Raw genomic sequence first — 21,866 nt, 5'->3', positions numbered from 1 at the left:
ACACAAAAGTGGGAAAAAACTGTATCGTTGTTAAAAACTTGCTTGCTTTGTGAATAAGTTAGTCTTTTATTTTACCGTACATTTCTCCATCTTTGTATTTCCCAAATCAAACGAGAGTCTTTATATTAAATTTTACATTAAAAACCCCAATAATTTTATGTCATCAGCAATAGAACCCATTTTACAAGAAAATAAAGACAGATTTGTGATTTTTCCAATCAAACACGCGGATATTTGGGAATGGTACAAGAAATCGGAAGCTAGTTTTTGGACAGCGGAAGAAATTGATTTACACCAAGATCTTACGGATTGGACAACGAAATTAAATGATGACGAGCGTTATTTTATAAAACACATCTTAGCATTTTTTGCAGCATCAGATGGAATTGTAAATGAAAACTTAGCGGAAAACTTCGTAAATGAAGTGCAATATTCGGAAGCTAAATTTTTCTACGGATTTCAAATCATGATGGAAAACATACATTCTGAAACCTATTCATTACTTATTGATACATACGTGAAAGATGAAAAGGAAAAAGGGATGCTGTTTCAAGCAATTGATAATTTCCCAGCTATTAAAAAGAAAGCAGATTGGGCTTTACAATGGATTGATTCGCCAAGTTTTGCTGAACGTTTAATTGCGTTTGCAGCTGTAGAAGGTATTTTCTTTTCAGGAGCTTTCTGTTCTATTTATTGGTTGAAGAAAAGAGGAATTATGCCAGGATTAACATTTTCGAACGAGTTAATTTCTCGTGATGAAGGTGTGCATTGTGATTTTGCGGTGCATTTGCACAATAATCACCTTGTAAATAAAGTTCCTAAAGAACGTATTCGTGCCATTATTGTTGATGCGTTAAATATAGAACGTGAGTTTGTCACGGAATCATTGCCAGTAAGTCTTATTGGAATGAACGCTAAATTAATGACACAATACTTGGAGTTTGTTACCGACAGACTTTTACAAGAATTGAATTGTGAAAAGGAGTATAATGTATCAAATCCATTTGATTTTATGGATATGATTTCCCTTCAAGGTAAAACAAACTTCTTCGAAAAAAGAGTATCTGAATATCAAAAAGCAGGTGTTTTAAACAAAGAAGAAGAATCAGATAAATTCAGCTTTGACGCTGATTTCTAGCAAAAAAACAGTTGATTTTGGTTGCACGCAATCAAAATTTAAAAAACATAAAGAAATTCCCTAAACACTGATTTTTTCGCCAAAAAATTGGTAAAATAACTAACCCCTTTTCTGAACGAGTTTCAGGAAAAAACTAAAAAATTAACGAGCATATGTTTGTAGCAAAAAGAGACGGAAGAAAAGAACCAATGATGTTTGACAAGATCACTTCACGCGTGAGAAAGTTATGCTATGGCTTAAACGACTTGGTAGATCCTGTAAAAGTTGCCATGCGTGTTATTGAAGGATTATACGATGGAGTAACGACTTCAGAATTAGATAACTTGGCAGCAGAAATTGCCGCCACTATGACGACTACGCATCCTGATTATGCTCGATTGGCTGCGCGTATTTCTGTATCTAACTTACACAAAAACACGAAAAAATCTTTCTCTGAGGCGATGGAGGATTTATATCAATATGTAAATCCAAGAACCGGAAAAGAAGCGCCATTATTATCTGATGAAGTTTATAAGGTAATTATGGAAAATGCAGATCGTTTAGATTCTACAATTATCTATAACCGCGATTTTGGATACGATTACTTCGGATTTAAAACGTTGGAGCGTTCGTACTTATTAAAGTTAAATGGAAAAATTTCAGAACGTCCACAACACATGTTGATGCGTGTTTCTATCGGAATTCACTTAAATGATTTGGATTCAGCGATTGAAACCTACGAGTTGATGTCTAAAAAGTATTTTACGCATGCAACGCCAACGTTATTCAACTCTGGAACTCCAAAACCTCAAATGTCATCCTGCTTCTTATTGGCAATGAAAGATGATAGTATTGACGGTATTTATGATACGTTAAAACAAACGGCGAGAATCTCTCAATCAGCTGGTGGAATCGGGTTATCTATTCACAATGTTCGTGCAACTGGTTCATACATTGCAGGAACCAACGGAACTAGTAACGGAATTGTGCCAATGTTACAAGTATTCAATGACACAGCGCGTTATGTAGATCAAGGTGGCGGAAAACGGAAAGGTTCATTCGCAATATATATAGAACCTTGGCATGCAGATATTTTTGATTTTCTTGATTTGAAGAAGAATCATGGGAAAGAAGAAATGCGTGCCCGCGATTTGTTCTACGCAATGTGGATTCCAGATTTATTTATGGAACGTGTTCAAGAAGATAGTTCATGGACGTTAATGTGTCCAAATGAATGTCCAAACTTATTCAACGTACATAGTGAAGAGTTTGAAGAATTATACTTAAAATACGAATCAGCAGGAAAAGGAAGAAAAACAATTAAGGCGCGTGAGTTATGGGAGAAAATCCTAGAATCTCAAATTGAAACAGGAACGCCGTATATGTTGTATAAAGATGCAGCAAACCGCAAATCGAACCAAAAGAATTTAGGAACCATTCGTTCTTCAAACTTATGTACAGAAATCATGGAGTATACGTCTCCTGATGAAGTAGCGGTTTGTAATTTGGCTTCGATTGCATTGCCAATGTTTATAAAAGGAAAAGAATTTGATCACAAAGAATTATTCCGTGTAACCAAACGTGTAACAAGAAACTTAAACAAAGTAATTGATAGAAATTACTATCCTGTAAAGGAAGCGGAAAATTCAAACTTCCGTCACCGTCCAATTGGATTAGGTGTGCAAGGATTGGCAGATACTTTCATCAAATTGAGAATGCCGTTTACGTCAGACGAAGCTAAGAAACTGAATCAAGAAATATTTGAAACTTTATATTTTGCAGCAGTTACAGCTTCCATGGAAATGGCAATAGAAGAAGGAACATACCAGAGTTATGAAGGTTCGCCAATATCACAAGGAGAATTTCAATATAACTTATGGGGAATTAAAGATGAAGAACTCAGCGGACGTTGGGACTGGGCAAAATTGCGTACAGAAGTGATGAAAAATGGTGTGCGTAACTCGTTATTAGTAGCGCCAATGCCAACAGCTTCCACTTCGCAGATTCTTGGAAACAACGAATGTTTTGAGCCATACACTTCAAATATTTATACACGTAGAGTCCTTTCGGGAGAATTTATTGTGGTAAATAAGCATTTACTAGAAGATTTAGTAAACTTAGGTTTATGGACAGAAGATTTAAAACAAGATTTGATGCGTGCGAATGGTTCTATTCAACACATGGAGGAAATTCCACAAGACATCAAAGAATTGTATAAAACTGTTTGGGAATTGAGTATGAAAGATATCATTGACATGTCTCGTCACAGAGGATATTTCATTGATCAATCGCAATCATTGAACTTGTTTATGGAAGGCGCAACGATGTCTAAATTAACATCAATGCACTTCTACGCTTGGAAATCTGGATTGAAAACGGGAATGTATTACTTACGAACAAAATCGGCAGTAGATGCAATTAAATTTACCGTAGCAAAAGAGGTAAAGCAAGAACCTGTAGCTATTGAAGCAGCCGCGGCAGTAACAGTTGCAGCAGAAACAGTAGGGGAAAAGCCAACTCCTGTAGCAGTTGAGCCTTTAACGCCAGAAGAATTGAAGGAAATCATAGCAAGATCGAAAGAAGGCGAAGATGATGATTGCTTAATGTGTGGTTCTTAAGTTATAAAATAGAAAATTGACAATAGAAAAAGGGAACGTTTGTAATAAGCGTTCCCTTTTCTAGATTTCTAGATTTCTGGACTTCTTGGATTGTTAGATGTATTTTGATTGGTTATTTGAGGAATGGCAAAGTAATCTAATTTTGAGCTCGTGTATCGGCACGAGTTTTGAAACTCGCGCTAGCGTTTCGTCTAACAATCTAAGAAGTGCAACAATCTAAAAGCGTAGCGATCTAATAGCAAACCGGTCTAACAGCTAACAGCAAAGCGATCTATTTCAATATATCCGTTCCCAAATATCCATTATCCTTATTATAATACCAAGCGCGTTTTTTAGGTATTTTGATATCGTTAATAACAGTTTCATCCGTTAATAGAATGTATTCGCCATCATTTTTAGATTCATCTTTAAAAAACTGATATACTTCCATTGCATACGTTTTTGGATCAAAATAAAAATACCAAGTATCTTTTCCAACGCTTTCTTTATACGTTACTTTTAAGACTAAGTATTTTTTTCCCTTGAAGGTTTTCTTCGTTACTTTTGGATGAATAACAGTTCCTGCATCTTTCAATTTCATTGGCAAACCATATAAATACGTGTAATAATTTTTATACATATTGGCACGATCGCAACTGAGATTATTCTCTTTGGCAACTTTATCAGAAATGTTTGTTTCACCATTAAAAGTAATTACACACGTATCTTTTTCAACCGTGTATTCAGTCGTTTTAGCATCGCGCGAAGCTTTTACATAAAAATATTCCTTTGGCAAATTAATCTTAATCGTACTTACGCGAGGTGCATTTTTAGGCGTTTCCATCGTTACGTTTAACGTTCCGTTGAAAGTTTCCCAATTGCTATTAGGATCGTGATATTCAATAGCTTTTTCTAGTAATTGTTGTCCTGTAAGTTCTTGGCTCGTTGCCGTTGTTATATAGATAAAACAGCATAGTAGGCAATAGAAAAATGATTTCTTCATGGGAATTTGCTAAAATTAGTGAAGCCCAAGATAGCGGTTTTTAATGATTTTAAAAGATTTGATTTTGGTGCAAAACATTTCAAAAACAAAAAACACAACCAAAATGATTGCGTTTTTATATTTAAAATGTTTGTATAAATTATTTTGTTTCTTTCGCGGCATCGCCTTGATCTGTTTCTTTATCCTTCGTCGCAATTGTAGCAGGTTCAACAGAAACCGTCATGCGCATCGTGGTATTCTTCTAACAGCGCTACCGTTGCTTTCAGTAAATCTTTGGTCTCTAATAATAAACTAAAGTATAAGGTTGTATTCTTAGGACTCGATTCTTCCGTGCGTGTACGTTCTACCTGTGTTTGAATCTTTTGACGCACTAATTGAAAAATAGCATCTTTTTCAGCTAAGACAACTCCAATTTCTTCAAAAGAACGAGAGTCAAATGCATCTTTTGTTTTAATGAATAAATGTTCTAACGCTTCATCAACTTGCTTTAATTCTTTGATTTGACTGAATTTTAGCTTTTTATGATTGTTGTTTACATGTTTTAAACTCGCCTTTGAAATGTATTCCAATGACTGAGCAAAATCTTGCAAGTAGCCTAAAATATTGATGTAAAAATTACTCGCGCCAATACTAGATTCGTCTAAGTTTTTAATAAAATAGAAGATATTATCACGCAAATCATCAATCTCGTTTGAAAGTTTAGAGATATTCTTTTTGTTCTTTTTAAGCATTGCTAAATCTTGTTTAGCTAATCCGTTAATTGCACTTGTGTAAATTCTATTACCACGTTTTACTACGTTTGCAATATTACCAGCACTTTCAAGAATAACACCTTGTACAGAGCTACTTTCTGCTTTCTGCAAACGATCTTCTGCTTTAGATTCTTTATTCTTTTTATTGTGAGAGATATAATTTCTCACCAATAATCCAAAAGCAAGCACTAATAAAAGTGGAAACATTAATACCAAATTCAAGTTTAGTAGAAATGCTACTAATCCGGCAGCAAGAAATGCACTAAATGCAGTAAAGAACCAGCCTCCAATAACATTTAATACGCCTGCAACTCTGTAAACGGCACTTTCTGCTCCCCAAGCTCTATCGGCTAATGAAGTTCCCATAGCAACCATAAAAGTTACATATGTAGTTGAAAGTGGTAATTTATAGGAAGTTGCTATTGATATTAAAACGGCAGCAACCATTAGGTTTACAGCGGCTCTAACCATATCAAAAGCAGGTAATTCTTCCATCTTATCTTTCTGTAAAACGATTACTGGAGCTTCAAATTGTTTTTCAATTTTTTGCTGCCAAGTTTTTGGTAGCACATATGCAGATACTTGAGACGCTCCAACAGCAAATCTCACAAAACTACGAGATAAAAAGTTTGGCTGAAAACGTTCTTTTGTTGCTCCTTGACTCGATAAATCCAATGATGTTTTTACTACATTTTTAGCTTTCGTAGAAAACCAAAGTGTCAATACCATTACCATTCCAGCGCCAAATAATAGCCAGGTATTCGTAGGAACTTTATCCGCTAAAGAACCCATTGGGAAATCTACAGCTGCAGTTCCAGAAGCTTCCCATAATAGATATCCATTATATCCTGCCATAGGAACTCCGATAAAGTTTACTAAATCGTTTCCTGCAAAAGCCAATGCTAACGCAAATGTTCCGACGATAATGATGAGTTTATAGATATTTGTTTGAGCAAATTTAATGAGTGAAAAAGATAACAATGACCAAAACACTAAACTCATTGCAACAATAGCGAGTACTTGTGTTTCAAGGAAATTTGCCATGGTTCCTCCGCCAAGAATGTCAAATGGTTGTTTTGCGTACGAGGTGCCTTTGAGTCCTTTCATGAAAATGAAATAGGTAATTGCTGTTAATGCAATACCTCCAAACAATGCGCCAACCCAAGTTGCTTTTTTCTCAAAGTTATAGGATAATAAGAGTCTTGTAACCCATTGTACAAGTGCGCCAATGGAAAATGCGACGACGACAGAGAGTAGGATTCCAAAAATGATTAAAGAAGCTTTAGAGGTGTTTATGTAAGTTATAACATCTGAAAACTCGCCTCCGTCTTTGCCAATTTTAATTAAAGCAATTGCAACTGCGGCTCCTAATAGTTCAAAAACAATAGAAACAGTGGTTGATGTTGGCATTCCGACTGAATTAAAGAAATCGAGGAGTAGAATGTCTGTAATCATTACCGCCATGAAAATAATCATGATTTCATTAAACATGAACTCTCCAGGATTAAAAATTCCTTTTCGAGCAACTTCCATCATTCCACTTGAAAAAATAGCTCCGACAGCAACTCCAACACTCGCAACAATCATAATTGTTCTGAAAGAAATAGCTTTTGAACCAATTGCAGAGTTTAAGAAGTTTACAGCATCATTACTAACACCAACAACCAAATCAGCAACAGCTAAAATGGCAAGTGCAATAATCATATACAAATAAATATTTTCCATAAGATGGGTTTAAAATATTGTGCAAATATCAATAGTGTCTTTAAAGTTAACGTTACCTAAAGGTTATATCTTCTTTTAAAAGTGAATATCAAATTGCAATCTATACATTAATTGATTGTTGCTACTTTCTTTTGATAAGTAGCTAACATCGGTTTGAATTTTTAATTTGTGACCAACAATAAATTTAGAAACACCTAACGTATATTGTTGTTCCAGTGCTTTTCCTGTAATATTTTCATCAAGATCAATACTTGTGTAGCGTCCTGTAACTTCATAGTTGTTTTTGAATAAATAACCAGCTTGAAGATTAAATCCGTTTCCTATTTGCACGACATCTCCAGTTAAAGTTCCGTCCGCATTTTTAGCAATAGGATCTTTTGCATCTCTATTTGCGTATTCGCCCATAAATGAAAATCCTTTATACTTTACCATCGCATCAATAAAAAAGCTATTGATGTTTGTTTCATAAAAACCAGTAGTAGTTTCCATATACGAACCTTGATTACTTCTATTTTTAACAGCATTATTGTTGAAATCGTAGGTTGCTCCAATTGCTAATTTGAAATTTTCTTCTCTTTTCAAATCACTTCCTCTATAATCTCCTGATCCTTGAAAAGCTCCAAAAGGAAGCATTTCTATTCTTCCTGTATATTGATGTCCACCAAGATTTCCAGTAGTTACGTTTCTTCCTTCTCCTTGCGCAATGGACAACATTTCTCTAACAATAAAGTTTTTTGACAGTTTAAAATGGTGTCTTAGTTGAATTCCCATATCACGATCAATATTAAACCTACTATTTAATAAGGAACGATCTACTAATGATAAATTTCCAGAAGAAATAACACGTTCTCTGTTTCCTGGTAATTTTGTTTGTCCTGCCCAAAGTGTGAAGTTTCCATGAAAATTCCATTTTAAAACAGCATCCAAAATATAGCGTGGCGCATTGCTGGTAAATTCAGAAGCTCCTGAAATATCTCTATTAGACAAGCCTAATTCAATTTTATACTGAAGTTTTGGAGAAAAGGCAAATCCGTTGAGTTTCAAACGTGCTCTTCGAATCAAAAAATTTGATTCCGGATTTATAAGGTTGCCATCTTCGCTTTCCCATTCAGAGGTAGCTAAAAATTGCATTCGAGCAGAAACATTCATACTCCAAGTACTATCTTTTCCTTTAATGTTTAAAATTCCTTTTCCAAATTTGGGAGTTTTTACTTCTTGAGCTTGTATAGCACAAAAGGAAAATAAAAGAATTAAGCTTACTAGTACTGTTACTTTGTTCATTATTTTATTTTAAAATAAAGCACTTTTCGATGTAGAAAAAATCAAAAAAGAGATTAAAAATTTAATAATTAAATTTGCGTTGTTCGCAGTGCAAATAAAGATGTCTTTTGTTAAATTAGTGTTAATCACGGGTTAAATAATTACCATGCTTTTCCCTCAAAAACAGGAATATAGCATCAAGAAATGGCTTGCGATGGGATTTCTATAATTTATGTAGTATATTGCAAGGAAAAATGCTATTTAAGAATGAATTGGGAACAATTACTCTCGTTAAAACGTTATGGAGATACTCATAAGCGATTACGTAAAGAACAAGATGAAACCAGATTGGGCTTTGATGTAGATTACGACAGGGTAATTTTTTCGTCTGCTTTTCGCAGCTTGCAAGACAAAACGCAAGTTGTCCCTTTATCCAAAACAGATTTTGTCCACACACGACTCACACACAGTTTGGAAGTCTCTGTAGTAGGAAGAAGTTTGGGAAGAAAAGTTGGCACAAAACTCCTAGAAAAATATCCACATCTCAAAGAAGTTCACGGATTTCAATTCAATGATTTCGGTGCAATTGTTGCTGCGGCAGCGTTGGCACACGATATTGGGAATCCGCCATTTGGACATTCAGGAGAAAAAGCTATTGGAGAATATTTTAAAATTGGAAAAGGAATAAAATTCCAATCGCAATTAGCTCCAAAAGAATTTCAAGATTTATGTGATTTTGAAGGAAATGCTAACGGATTTAAAATTTTAACAGAAAACCGCAAAGGAGTTGACGGAAGCTTACGCTTGAGTTATGCTACGTTAGGTGCTTTTATGAAGTATCCGAAACAATCATTGCCCAAAAAACCTACCAATCACATTGCGGACAAGAAATACGGAATATTTCAATCTGACAAAGAAGCTTTTACAGATGTAGCCAATGAACTAGGTTTAAAAGCTACAGGTGAAGGCGAAAATATCCGTTATGCAAGACATCCACTCACATTCTTAGTAGAAGCCGCCGATGATATTTGTTACACAATAATTGATTTTGAAGATGGTATCAATCTTGGATTAATTCAAGAAGAAAAAGCATTGGAATTTTTAATCAATTTGGTAAAGAATAATATCAACAGAGAAAAATATAACTTATTACAATATCGTGAAGATCGTTTAAGTTATCTAAGAGCCTTATCAATCAACACACTTATTAAAGATGCAGTACGTATCTTTTTAGAAAATGAAGGAGCAATTTGCGAAGGAACTTTTTCCGTAGGATTGATGGAAAAAAGTAAATACAAAGCACAAATTGATGACATCATTAAAATTAGTGTTGAAAAGATATATAATAGTGATGAAGTCATAGAAAAAGAAATTACAGGATATCACGTATTACAGCATTTGCTGAACACATTTATCACTGCAGCAGAAAATTATCATACTGACTCGCTTTCTAACTATGACAAATTAATTTTGAAAGTTTTACCGGAAAATGTAGACTATGCTACTGACCATTTATACAAAAGGCTGATGAACATTACCAATTTCATATCTACTTTATCAGATAGTAAAGCGGTAAGTTTGTTTAACAAATTAACAGCCAAAACATTATAATTTTTTTATTATTTTAGCCACTTAACCCAATTACATATGTACTCAAATTACATTAAAACAGGAATACTACTTTTTTGCGCAGTATTCGTATTGCAAACAAATGCGCAAGAAGGAGTTTCAGTGAATAAAAGAATCAAATTCACGAAAGAAGTATCTCCAACACAAGCAAAAGCACAATTTTTGCAAAAGTTCAATTTGGACGAAAACAACACATTTCAACAAACAATTGTCAACAAAGACAGATCGGGAATGCAGCATGAAAAAATGCAGCAATACTATAACGGAATCAAAGTAGAATTTGGTACGTTGATTGTGCATTCAAAAAATAACACCGTAAAAAATATCAACGGAGAAGTATACAACGGAAATGGTGTAAATCTTTCACCAACGTTATCTCCACAAGAAGCTTTTAACAAAGCAACAGCATTTGTTGGTGCGCAACAATACTTATGGTCAAATCCTGCGGAAGCTGCGGCAATCAACTACTCAAAACCAACAGGCGAATTAGTATTGCTTCCAGAAATGGATACATATTCAGGCATGCTAAACTTAGCATACAAATTTGATATCTATGCAACACAACCTGTAAGTAGAGGAGAAGTATACGTTGATGCACAAAATGGAAACATATTATTCAATAACAAAATCATCAAGCATTATTACAACGAAGGTCGTGAAATGTTAAATGATCCTGCAAATCTTGTTTCGAGAAAAGAAGCAATGGGACCTTTTGTATTAGGATCTGCAAACACGCGTTACAGCGGATTAAGAGGTATTGAAACACGTTTGGAAACAAGCGGAATGTATACACTAAACGATGATGGAAGAAGTGTATTTACAAGAAATGCACAAAATGTACCTTTTGGTGGTGGTTATATCAACAACTTTGCAGAATTTACAGATGCAGATAATGTTTGGACGCTTCCAGGCTTAGACGATGCAGCTTTAGATGCACATTGGGGCGCAATGCAATCCTATGATTATTGGTTAAATGTTCATGGAAGAAATGGAATTGATGGAAACGGTTTTTCAATGAGAAGCTACGTACACGTTGCCAATCCGCAAGGTGGCGGAAGTTGGGTAAACGCAGCTTGGAACGGATCTGTAATGTCGTATGGTGATGGAAACGGAAGTAGTTTTCAACCATTAACATCTATCGATATTTGTGGACACGAAATTGGACACGGAATAACACAATTTGCAAACAACTTAGTATATGCAAGAGAATCTGGAGCATTAAATGAAGGATACTCAGATATTTGGGGAGCAGCTATTGAATTTTATGCGAAAGGAAATGGAGATGATTTAAACCCGAATGCTGAAACATGGCAAATAGGAGAAGACTTTGTATCTAACGGAATAGGAATTCGTAGTATGAGCAATCCAAATCAATTTGGAGATCCTGATACGTATGAAGGTTCAAACTGGAGACCAACATCAGCTACTGGTTGTCCAACACCAAACAACAGCAATGACCAATGTGGTGTACATAGTAATAGTGGCGTACTAAACTTTTGGTTTTACTTATTAACACAAGGTGGATCAGGAACAAACGATGCTTTCAATGCGTTTAATGTAACTGGAATAGGAATGCAAAAATCAGAAGAAATTGCATACTTAGTACTAAGAGACTATTTAACGCCAAACAGTACATTTTTAGATGCAAGAAACGCAGCTGTAGACATTGCATTAAGTCTATACGGATCTAACAGTCCAGAAGCAATAGCAACACAAGATGCTTTCTACGCTGTAAATGTTGGAGCTCCATATGTAGCGCAAGCAACAGACGGAAGATTAGTTTCAGTATCTGACCCAGAAATTCACTGCGGATTAAACACATACAGCCCAAGAGTTAAAGTTGAAAATGCAGGTGTAGCGACTCCAATTACATCAGTAGACATTAACTATTCAATTGATGGTGGTAGTACAAACACATTCACATTCAACGGAAACATTCCTGTTGGCGCAACACAAGACATTGACCTTCCAGCAATCACACTAACCAAAGGGTTACATGCACTTAGTTTCTCTATTGTAGTTGTAAACGATGGAAACGCAACAAACAATCAAGAAGGTTTTGCATTGCGTGTAAACGAAATTGGGACAGTACAAGATGTATATGATTTTGAAACTATAAGTGATGACTTACTTACATATTTTGATGGAGTTCCACAAACATGGAGTAGAGGAACATACAACCAAACAGGAAGTGTATTTGCAACAACTACACTAAGCGGAAACGTATATGCTACAAACCTTAACGGAAACTATTTCCAAAACACAAGAAGTTATTTAGTAACAGACTGTTATGACTTAGTTGGTGTGGTAAACCCAACAATTCAATTTGACATGGCGTTTGATATAGAAGAAAATTGGGATTACTTATATGTAGAATACTCAACAAATGGTGGAAACGACTGGAATGTATTAGGTAGCGCATCAGATGCTAACTGGTACAACAGTGACAGAACATTTGCATCTTCAGGAAACACGGATTGTTTTGCATGTATCGGATCGCAATGGACAGGAACAGATGCAACCATGCAACAATACAGCTATAACTTAGCAGCCTTTAACAGCGAGCCAAGTATTGTATTCAGATTCGTATTAGTAACCGATGCAGGTACAAACAATGAAGGACCAATCATAGACAACTTAACAGTTACGTCTGTATTAAGTGTGGGCGATGTAGAAAACAACAATGCATTCTCTATATATCCAAATCCTTCAAATGGAAGCTTTAGTATCAAAGCAGCTAAAAACTTAGGTGATGTTTCTGTACATATTTTCGACATAAACGGAAGAAACTTATATTCTAAAGATGTTAACTTAACAGGAACGGTTAACTTTGACCTAGATAATTTACAATCAGGATTATATATTCTAAGAGTAGCAGGAGAAGATTTTGTAAAATCGACTAAAATTATTATTGAATAATAATAAAATAAAATAATCACATACAAATATCCTTCTCTTTGAAAACCTATCTATAACTATGGACAGAAAAAAAAAGAGAAGGATATTTTATATATTGCTATTTCTAGCTATCATTGGCTATGTGCTGAGCAATAAATACAAAAAAGAAAGCACTGATAAAGTTCCTGAAAAAACAGCGAAAGAACAACACGCATATCATTTAGAAAACAGTCCGTTTCTAACGTCTAAAAATTTATCTCGATCAGATCGAAAACTACAAGGCTTACCGCCAAATGCATACTTTGAGCAACAATGGGAACTCACGATAAATCCCAGTTTAGGACGACCAACTCCTGAAACACTATTCAGACTTCAACAACAACTCTCATTACAAAACACGCAAGAACGTGCTCCTGGAGATGCGAATGACAATCCATGGACAGAACGAGGTCCAAACAACATTGGCGGACGCACACGCGCAATTCTATTCGATCCAAATGACATCAACAATACAAATTCAACGGACGATTACACACGTGTCTTTGCAGGAAGTGTTTCTGGCGGATTATGGGTAAATAACGACATTACAGACGCAAACTCATCTTGGCAATTAATCACAGGTTTGCCCGATAACATTTCGGTCACGGTTATCATAGCAGATCCAAATGCTGCAAACATTCTCTATCTAGGTTCTGGCGAATCGTACACAAGTGGTGATGCTGTTGGAAGCGGAATCTATAAATCAGAAGATGGCGGAACAACGTGGCAACAAATCTTTGGAGGAAACTACGGAACATCATCGGTTGATGGCGCTTCATACTATGTAGAAGGTGTATTTTATATCAACGATTTAGTAGCCAGAAACAACAACGGAACCACGGAAATCTATGCTGCAATAGCAAGTGCTTCATACCGAGACGCAGCAGCGCCATTCAATCAACTAGGATATTATGAACGCGGATTATACAAATCTACAGACAATGGCGCAAATTGGTCACGATTCCCAATTCAATATCCTAGCAGTGTACTCTATCAAAATCCAAGCGACATAGAATTGGACATCAACAATAACATTTGGTTGGCAACAACTGGCGATTTCTTCAACAATCCTGGCGGATATATCTATTCATCTTCCGATGGAATTACATTCGATTTAAAACATACCATTGCAAATACCAAACGTACCGAAATAGAACCTTCAAGCACAACTGCGGGAACTTTCTGGATTTTAGCAGAAACGAATCGGCAAGCAGATGTATATTTTACAGATGACAACTTTACAACAATAAATGCTTTGCAAGAACCAAATGATGCTGATAACGGAATTTCGGCTACCGATTTCACACGAAGTCAAGCATTTTACGACTTAGTCATTGAAGCTGACGCGAATGATAATTTATACGTTGGCGGAGTTGACTTGTTCAAGTACAACACAACGAATTCTAATTGGGATCAAATCTCCAAGTGGAAAAACGATAGTGGTTTGCAAAACATTACGGCTTCGTTAATACACGCCGATCAACACGCAATCGTTTTTCGACCAAACAACAACAATCATGGAATTATCGGAAATGATGGTGGCGTATATTTCAGTGATAATTTTTCCACTTCCGTGAATGATGCCGCATCCATTGAAGTTCGGAACAAAGACTACAACGTAACGCAATTCTACTCTGGCGCAATTGCCCAAAATGATGCATTAAATGGCGATGACATTGCAGGCGGAACGCAAGACAATGGAAGTCTTTCCGCGATTGATGCAACTGTCGGAATCAATAACTTTTCAACCATAATTACTGGCGATGGCGCGTATACAGAAATTGACGAAGATGACGGTTATGCAATCATTTCTTTTCCATATCTCAATCATGCGTATGTTCCGTATCCTTCGTTTGATATCAATCAAGGATATTTCGTTGCGTCCGAATCCAATCCGTTTAGCTTTCGCGAAGGAGAATTCATAAATACTGCCGAATTAGACAAAACGCTCAATGTATTATACACAAATGCGTCAACCTCTACGGGGATTTTTCAAATAGGGAAACATTCCAATGTAAATGGCGGAAATGGAAACGTTACAACCTTTGAATTGGTAGATCCGTTATTGGATAATGTGCCGACGGCGTTAAAAATTTCAGCCAATGGCGAAACATTATATGCAGGTTTAAAAAATGGAAAACTACTCAAAATAGACAATGTGCATACAGAAACGCCAATATTTACAGACATTAGTGATGGTAATTTTGTGGGAAGTATTTCCGATATAGAATTTGGCATGACCGAAAATGAACTCTTAATAACCTTTCATAATTACGGCGTAAATAACGTTTGGCAATCTTCAAACCAAGGAACTTCTTGGAACAACAAAGAAGGTAATTTACCCGATTTGCCTGTAAAATGCATCTTGATGAATCCGCTACTAGCTGGCGGAGCAGAAGTTATTATTGGAACAGAATTAGGCGTTTGGCGCTCACAAAACTTTGATACAACTTCGCCAACTTGGACACGATCTGACAATGGAATGCGCGCGGTTTCAGTCTTAGACTTAGACTTACGAACTTCAGATTATACAGTATTGGCAACAACATACGGACGCGGATTCTTTACAGGAACATTCTTATCAGGAACGTTAACGACTGCGGAAATTCAATCTGAAAAATATTTTAAAATTTATCCAACAATATCTAATGGAACTATGTCGCTTGGCGCGAATGAAAACGGCTTGGCAACGATAACAATGTATACATTAGCTGGACAACAAGTGAATCTTCAAACCATAAATCTCACAAAAAATAGTACAACAAAATTCAAACTTTCCAATATCGCTTCTGGTGTGTATATTTTAAAAATTCAACAAAACGATAAAATTCAAACGCAGAAAATTGTGATTAATTAATGTGTTAATTTGAAGATTTGTCAATTTTATAATGCGTTGTTTTCAACTATCATTTAAAAATAGAACACATAAAATAACTCGTGCAGTCGTGGCAGAAAAAGTAATGTTTCAATGTGATAATTTGAAGATTTGTCAATTTGATGATGAGTTTCATTATAACTTAGCGTCATACTGAACTTTCACGTTAAATACAGTCGAAATGTAATTCAGTAGCACACATAAAAACAGTAATAAAAAAAGCGAATCTTGTATTTAGATTCGCTTTTCTCTTTCAATTAAGTACAATGATGAAATACTGACAATCGGCAATCAGCCATCATAAACGTATTGTTTCCTCCTTTAATTTGATCGAGTGAAGTTTTTCCTTGAATCTCAGAAATAGATTTCTTGTTTAACTTCAATGTGGTAAAATTTTGTTTTTTCATAATAATAAGTTTTATGTTATATACTTAAGTACAAAACATGCGAAAACGTTACCCAAAATTTATAAATTCTTTTTAATTAACGTAGTATAGAAATCAACAATTCTTTCATCGCATTCTTAGAAATTCCACATGCTGAATGCAATTCTTCCACAGTTCCATGTTCAATAAAACGATCGGGAATTCCACAAAAATGGATTCTATTTGAATAATTATGTTGTGAAGCGAATTCAGAAATTGCACTTCCAAAGCCTCCTTTAATTACGCCATCTTCTAATGTCACAATCGTGTCAAATTTTTCAAATATTTCATGCAATAATGGTTCATCCAATGGTTTTACAAACTGCATATCGTACTGTGCCACTTTCGTGGAAAAAGTAGTTTCTTGCAACACATCAATCATGATAGTTCCAATAGCGCCAATACTTAAAACAGCAATTTCGGTTCCTTCTTGAATGCAATTTCCTTTTCCAATTTCAATCTTCTGAAAAGGTTGTTTCCAATCAAGCAAAACACCGCGACCTCTAGGGTAACGAATCGCAATCGGATGTTTCAACCCAAGTTGAGCCGTGTACATAATATTTCGTAATGCAACTTCATCTAAAGGCGCAAAAATGATGAGGTTTGGAATGCAACGCAAATACGCTAAATCAAAAACTCCGTGATGTGTTGCGCCATCTTCACCAACTAAACCAGCTCTGTCTAAACAGAAAATTACAGGTAAATTCTGCAAAGCTACATCATGAATTACTTGGTCGTACGCGCGTTGCAAAAACGTAGAATACACATTGCAAAACGGAATCAAACCTTGTGTAGCCATTCCTGCGGCGAGTGTCACTGCGTGTTGCTCGGCAATTCCGACATCAAAAGCACGTTCAGGAATTTCTTCCATCATATACTTAAGCGAACTTCCTGTTGGCATTGCAGGCGTAATTCCGACAATTTTTTCGTTTTCTTTAGCAAGTTCTACAATCGTATATCCAAAAACATCTTGAAACTTTGGTGGTAAATGTGTAGTATCTTTTGGCGTTAATTCGCCAGTAACTTTATCAAACTTCCCAGGCGCATGATACGTAACTTGATTATCTTCAGCTTGTTTCAAACCTTTACCTTTCGTCGTGATTACGTGCAAAAACTTTGGACTTTTTACCGTTTTCAAACGTTCCAATTCGGCTACAACGGCAAAAATATCGTGTCCGTCAATTGGTCCAGAATACTCAAAATTTAACGCTTCAAAAATATTATCTTGTTTCTGTGTTCCTTTCTTAACGTTTGTCAAATACATTTTTAATGCGCCAACACTTGGATCAATTCCAATAGCATTATCATTCAGAATCACTAAAATATTCGTGTCTGTCACGCCCGCATGATTCATGGCTTCAAACGCCATTCCGCTTGCAATAGACGCATCGCCAACGACTGCAATATGTTGTTTTGTAAAATTTTTTTGAAGTTTGGAAGCAATTGCCATTCCTAACGCGGCAGAAATCGCTGTTGACGAATGTCCGACACCAAACGTATCATATTCGCTTTCATCACGCTTTGGGAATCCAGAAATACCGTTGCGTCTTCTATTCGTATGAAAAACATCTTTGCGTTCTGTTAAAATTTTATGCCCGTATGCTTGATGTCCAACATCCCAAACGAGTAAATCTTTTGGTGTGTTAAACACATAATGAAGCGCAATTGTCAATTCTACAACGCCCAAACTTGCGCCTAAATGTCCTTCTTTCGTGGCTACAATATCAATAATAAACTCACGTAATTCTTGTGCAATTTTCGGTAAATCTTCTTTGGAAAGTTTCCGTAAATCGATTGGCGAATTTATATCTGAAAGTAGTTTGTTCATGTGCGAATGAGTGATTACAAAACTACGATTTTAAATTGAGAAGAATTTTTAGAAAAACAGCAATTAAAACTGCTCTTTTTAAATCAAGTTGATCTTATAGAATTCCAAAAAGCTATCTTTTTGAGTTGGAAAGTTAAATCTTACATTACGATTTGTGTCATTCGCGCTATTTTTCATACCACTCACGACATTTATTTGGTTTTATGCTTGATTATCAGCTAGTTTTGAGAAAGCTGTTGCAACGCTTGTGAGTGAATTATTAATTTAAAAATGAATATTATGAGGTATAAATACATGTTGTTCTTTGCTTTCCTACTTTTTCATATATCCAATAGTTATGGGCAAGTAAAAGTTGCTGAAGGAATAAGAGAAGCAACAGATACTACTTTAACAGAAGAGGGTGAAATATTAGTAATCAGAGATTCTCTTAAAGTAAAAGAGTCAAGATTTTTAAAAGTAATTAGTTTTTTAGAGCAATTAAAGAAAGAGGATAATTCGAGTACTGAATATACCAAATTAAAAGATAGTAAGGAGTTAGAAGCTTTTGAATTATTCAGGGAAATAGAATCATACAAAGCCAGACTTTATGATCTTAGTCAAGAAGTCAAAATTTTAAAACCCAAATTAGCCTCTAATGAATCAAAAAAATTAACAGAATTGGAACTCAAAAACATTATTGGAAAAGAATTCACCTCATTTGTTACTGGAAACTCAACAAGTATTGGAAATTATGCATCCATAGATACTGAAGCTTCTAAGTTAATGTTTTCGGTCAACTATATTATGAGTAATAATAATATTTTAGGAGTAACTTTAGAAGGAGCTTCTAAAGATGGTATTTTACCAATTTTTTCCAACGCATCTTTAAATACTGGAATCGGAGTTGGAGTTACGTATCATAGAATAATTAATTCATCAGTCACTTATGATTTGTTCGAAAAGAAATATTTCGACATAGTTGAACTTCCGGTAGCAAAAGCTAAAGCGAGACAGAAGTATGAATCACATAGAAAAATTATTGAAAAAGATGCTTCTTTAGACATAATTGATAAGTCAAAACTTTCTGAAAAGATAGATGATAAAGAGAAAAAAGAATATTCTTCTTTATTTGAAAACTACAAATCAGTAGATATTAGTTGGTTTAGTTTTGGGGCTAAATTGAATAAAGATTCGTTTAAACTTTCGCAAGAAGAAGTGTTTTCTCTAGAAAAGGTTATAGATACTTCTTTTACTGGATTTGAATTAAATGCGCAATATAGTAGATATAGCGTTAAAGATAAATTTTCAGGAAAACCAACTTTTTTAAATATTGGAGCAACTTTTAAGGCTATTAATAATCTTTCTTCTCTAAGGAAGTTAGAAATAAAAGAATCTACTATTTTTCAAGAAGATGAAACCACTGAAGTTTCAGGATCGAGTACTTTTAATGTGTATCAAGGAGATTATAAAAGCCGTTTGAGTGAATTATTTTTCTACCTTCATTATTACAAGTATTTCAATAATAATAGTAAAGTTGCTTTTCATTTGTATCCAAGAGTTACTTTCACAGAATTTGAGAAACCATTAATTGATCTAGATGTTGGGCTTCTATTTTCATTAAAGAGTAAAAAAAATAAAAAAGCAGTTGTTAATGCTGAAATCTTTTACAGCTTAACAGATATTGGGAGTAATCGCTCTCCATCAAGAGAACGGCTTTTAAATGATGGTATTGTCGGGCTAAGATTCACACTTCCTTTTTCAATTAATTTATAACTTTTTAAATTTAAAATTATGACAACATATCCAGTAAAATGTATAACAACTAATACTTCTTTAGGAACGTTTGCTTCAGAATTAGAAGCAAAATCAGCAGTGCGATCACATTGTTTTGATGGAAATCAGCAGAAGCATAAATTCTCTATATATGTAACACAAACATCAGGAGTTTTCCCTTTTAGTTCTAATGCGATTAAGCAAAATAGATATAGAATAATCTGTCCAGATGAGAACTATAAAAGTAATTGGTGTACTGATGAAACAGAAGCATTTCAAAAATTATTTAATTATCAAAAAAAGATAAAAGATAAAGAGGCTTTTATTGTAGAGGAAACTCAAAAATTACACAGAAGTATATCATTAGAAAATTTATAATCATGAAAACAAATTACAGACACCTTAGCGCATTTAAGGATGAAGTTTTGGCTTCAGAAGAAATGTTAGCTTTGATACAGAATAATCCAAAAGAATTCTTTGAAAAAATAAATCAAGAACCTACTAAAATTCCTTGGGTTTTTGCATTAATAGTTTCCATCATTGGTTTAGCAATGATAGTAAGTATTACTTTCATTGGAATTATTACTCTTTCGGATCCTCATCAGATAACTTCTGAAACAGGAGAAAGTGATTTAATTATTCAGATTCCACAAATTCTAGGAATTATTGCCTCGTCAGCAATTGCAGCAATTGCTGGACTGTTAGCGCCTTCACCTATTAATAATACTAATTAAATTTTACAATATGGGTACATCAAGATTTATAATAGGATTCAAAAAAGAAGTAGACATGACGGAGATGTTTAAAAACAAAGAATTTAAAGAAATTTTAAAGTCTTCTAATTGTAAAAAATGTTGGAGTTTGTGTAATTGTCATAATGATTTCCATTTTGATATATGTTCAGACGATAATGATTCTTTTTTATTTGATGATGAGAATAAATATGTTTTTGAATTTTTCGAAACCGTTAAAAAAGAAGAATTAGAGGATAGATTTAAAGCTATTCAAGGGACTATAGATTTAATTGAGGATGACATGCCAGTATCTTTTTTTCCTAATTCCGTGGCTTCTCTTTCTGATAATAAAGAAGTGAAAACCCCTTTTGGGGTTATCAACTATAATTCAAAATCAACAAAGTTAAATGGTGAAGGAGTTACGGTTGCTATTATTGATTCTGGAATAGATTATAAGCATCCACATTTTTCTGGCAATAAAAGTAAGATGAAGTTTGGATTCAATTTTTCAGCTAGAGATTATACTCAAATTTTTAATTTCATGGATGATAACGGTCATGGAACTAATGTTTCAGGAATAATCATTGCTAATTCAACCAAAAATGATGATCCTGAAGGAATAGCAAAAATGGTTAATTTATTATCATTTAAAGTAAACACAAGAACACCTGAAAAGAGAGTTTATATATCTAATGTTTACAATGCAATAAAAATGGCATATCATTTAGGGGCAGATGTAATTAATAATAGTTGGTATATAGATGACGGTAAACAATCGGGAATATTAAATCAGTTATTTGAAGAATTAGCAGATAGTGCTTGTATTCTTGTATTTGGAGCTGGAAATAGAGGGCAAGATATTAATAGAACGTATCCCCAAAATACAGGGAATACTATTGTAGTTGGAGGATTAGGTTTTGATGGTAAAAAAATTGAGAGTTCAGATTTTGGGGAAAAGGTGACTGTGTGGGCTCCGGCAGAAAACATTTCAACCACAAAAAAGATGACAGGTAGCAGAAATCCCTCTATTCTTACTGAAAAAGTAACTGGAACCTCTATAGCAACGCCCTTTGTTACGGCTACCATAGCATTGTTAAAACAGAAAAATAAATCAATAAAATTCGAGGAAGTTGTTAAAAGATTACAAAGAGGGAATAAAGTACTTCTTGATAAAGATACAGGACATTACGGCTATATACTTGATATCATAAAAACAATTAACTAACTTTATA

At 34.6% G+C, this 21,866-nt stretch carries 13 protein-coding genes and 1 pseudogene; 9 read left to right on the top strand and 5 right to left on the bottom strand.

Annotation, left to right across the window (positions count from 1 at the left end):
* Positions 1 to 157 precede the first annotated feature (157 nt).
* Together IMCC3317_RS13075 and IMCC3317_RS13070 are read left to right on the top strand one after the other, a co-directional pair.
* Positions 158 to 1,138: a ribonucleotide-diphosphate reductase subunit beta gene (locus IMCC3317_RS13075; RefSeq protein WP_160129945.1), complete on the top strand. Its 981-nt coding sequence runs from the start codon at positions 158 to 160 to the stop codon at positions 1,136 to 1,138.
* Positions 1,139 to 1,290: 152 nt separating this feature from the next.
* Positions 1,291 to 3,735, top strand: coding sequence for a ribonucleoside-diphosphate reductase subunit alpha (locus IMCC3317_RS13070; RefSeq protein ID WP_160129944.1), 2,445 nt, complete (start codon positions 1,291 to 1,293; stop codon positions 3,733 to 3,735).
* Between the two features lie 271 nt (positions 3,736 to 4,006).
* On the opposite strand, the gene IMCC3317_RS13065 is transcribed toward IMCC3317_RS13070, so the two are convergent.
* The 3 genes and pseudogenes from IMCC3317_RS13065 to IMCC3317_RS13055 all read right to left on the bottom strand — a co-directional run bounded on the left by IMCC3317_RS13065 (position 4,007) and on the right by IMCC3317_RS13055 (position 8,475).
* The gene (locus IMCC3317_RS13065) at positions 4,007 to 4,717 is read right to left on the bottom strand and encodes a DUF6503 family protein (protein ID WP_170293850.1); all 711 of its coding nucleotides are present in this window, start codon (positions 4,715 to 4,717) and stop codon (positions 4,007 to 4,009) included.
* 139 nt (positions 4,718 to 4,856) lie between these two features.
* Positions 4,857 to 7,194, bottom strand: a pseudogene (locus IMCC3317_RS13060) (anion permease).
* Between the two features lie 75 nt (positions 7,195 to 7,269).
* Positions 7,270 to 8,475, bottom strand: a complete 1,206-nt coding sequence (locus tag IMCC3317_RS13055; protein ID WP_160129943.1) for a porin — start codon at positions 8,473 to 8,475, stop codon at positions 7,270 to 7,272.
* A 246-nt stretch (positions 8,476 to 8,721) separates the two neighbouring features.
* Between IMCC3317_RS13055 and IMCC3317_RS13050 the strand changes: the two genes are divergently transcribed.
* From IMCC3317_RS13050 to IMCC3317_RS13040, 3 genes are read left to right on the top strand one after another with little or no spacing between them, the layout of a single operon-like run.
* Positions 8,722 to 10,065, top strand: a complete 1,344-nt coding sequence (locus tag IMCC3317_RS13050; protein WP_160129942.1) for a deoxyguanosinetriphosphate triphosphohydrolase — start codon at positions 8,722 to 8,724, stop codon at positions 10,063 to 10,065.
* A gap of 36 nt (positions 10,066 to 10,101) precedes the next feature.
* Positions 10,102 to 13,002 carry a M4 family metallopeptidase gene (locus IMCC3317_RS13045; protein WP_160129941.1) on the top strand — a complete coding sequence of 967 codons (2,901 nt, stop codon included), beginning with the start codon at positions 10,102 to 10,104 and terminating at the stop codon, positions 13,000 to 13,002.
* Between the two features lie 58 nt (positions 13,003 to 13,060).
* Positions 13,061 to 15,877: a WD40/YVTN/BNR-like repeat-containing protein gene (locus IMCC3317_RS13040; RefSeq protein ID WP_160129940.1), complete on the top strand. Its 2,817-nt coding sequence runs from the start codon at positions 13,061 to 13,063 to the stop codon at positions 15,875 to 15,877.
* 275 nt (positions 15,878 to 16,152) lie between these two features.
* On the opposite strand, the gene IMCC3317_RS13035 is transcribed toward IMCC3317_RS13040, so the two are convergent.
* A complete protein-coding gene (locus IMCC3317_RS13035; RefSeq protein WP_160129939.1) occupies positions 16,153 to 16,302 on the bottom strand; it encodes a hypothetical protein in 150 nt (49 codons plus the stop codon).
* Positions 16,303 to 16,378: 76 nt separating this feature from the next.
* Positions 16,379 to 18,148 carry a 1-deoxy-D-xylulose-5-phosphate synthase gene (locus tag IMCC3317_RS13030; protein ID WP_160129938.1) on the bottom strand — a complete coding sequence of 590 codons (1,770 nt, stop codon included), beginning with the start codon at positions 18,146 to 18,148 and terminating at the stop codon, positions 16,379 to 16,381.
* 279 nt (positions 18,149 to 18,427) lie between these two features.
* Here IMCC3317_RS13030 and IMCC3317_RS13025 point away from each other — a divergent pair, with 279 nt between their 5' ends.
* From IMCC3317_RS13025 to IMCC3317_RS13010, 4 genes are read left to right on the top strand one after another with little or no spacing between them, the layout of a single operon-like run.
* Complete coding sequence (locus tag IMCC3317_RS13025; RefSeq protein ID WP_160129937.1) at positions 18,428 to 19,900, top strand: hypothetical protein; 1,473 nt, start codon at positions 18,428 to 18,430, stop codon at positions 19,898 to 19,900.
* An 18-nt stretch (positions 19,901 to 19,918) separates the two neighbouring features.
* Entirely contained in the window at positions 19,919 to 20,278 is a 360-nt protein-coding gene (locus IMCC3317_RS13020) for a hypothetical protein (RefSeq protein ID WP_160129936.1), read from the top strand.
* Between the two features lie 2 nt (positions 20,279 to 20,280).
* On the top strand, positions 20,281 to 20,634 hold the full coding sequence (locus IMCC3317_RS13015) for a hypothetical protein (protein WP_160129935.1): 354 nt from the start codon (positions 20,281 to 20,283) through the stop codon (positions 20,632 to 20,634).
* Positions 20,635 to 20,644: 10 nt separating this feature from the next.
* Positions 20,645 to 21,859: a S8 family peptidase gene (locus tag IMCC3317_RS13010; protein WP_160129934.1), complete on the top strand. Its 1,215-nt coding sequence runs from the start codon at positions 20,645 to 20,647 to the stop codon at positions 21,857 to 21,859.
* Positions 21,860 to 21,866: the final 7 nt, after the last annotated feature.

Origin of the sequence: Kordia antarctica (assembly GCF_009901525.1) — a bacterium.
GTDB classification, from domain to species: Bacteria; Bacteroidota; Bacteroidia; order Flavobacteriales; family Flavobacteriaceae; genus Kordia; species Kordia antarctica.
The sequence above is the reverse complement of the archived record's forward strand: the minus strand, read 5'-3'. Positions and strand labels throughout refer to the sequence as shown.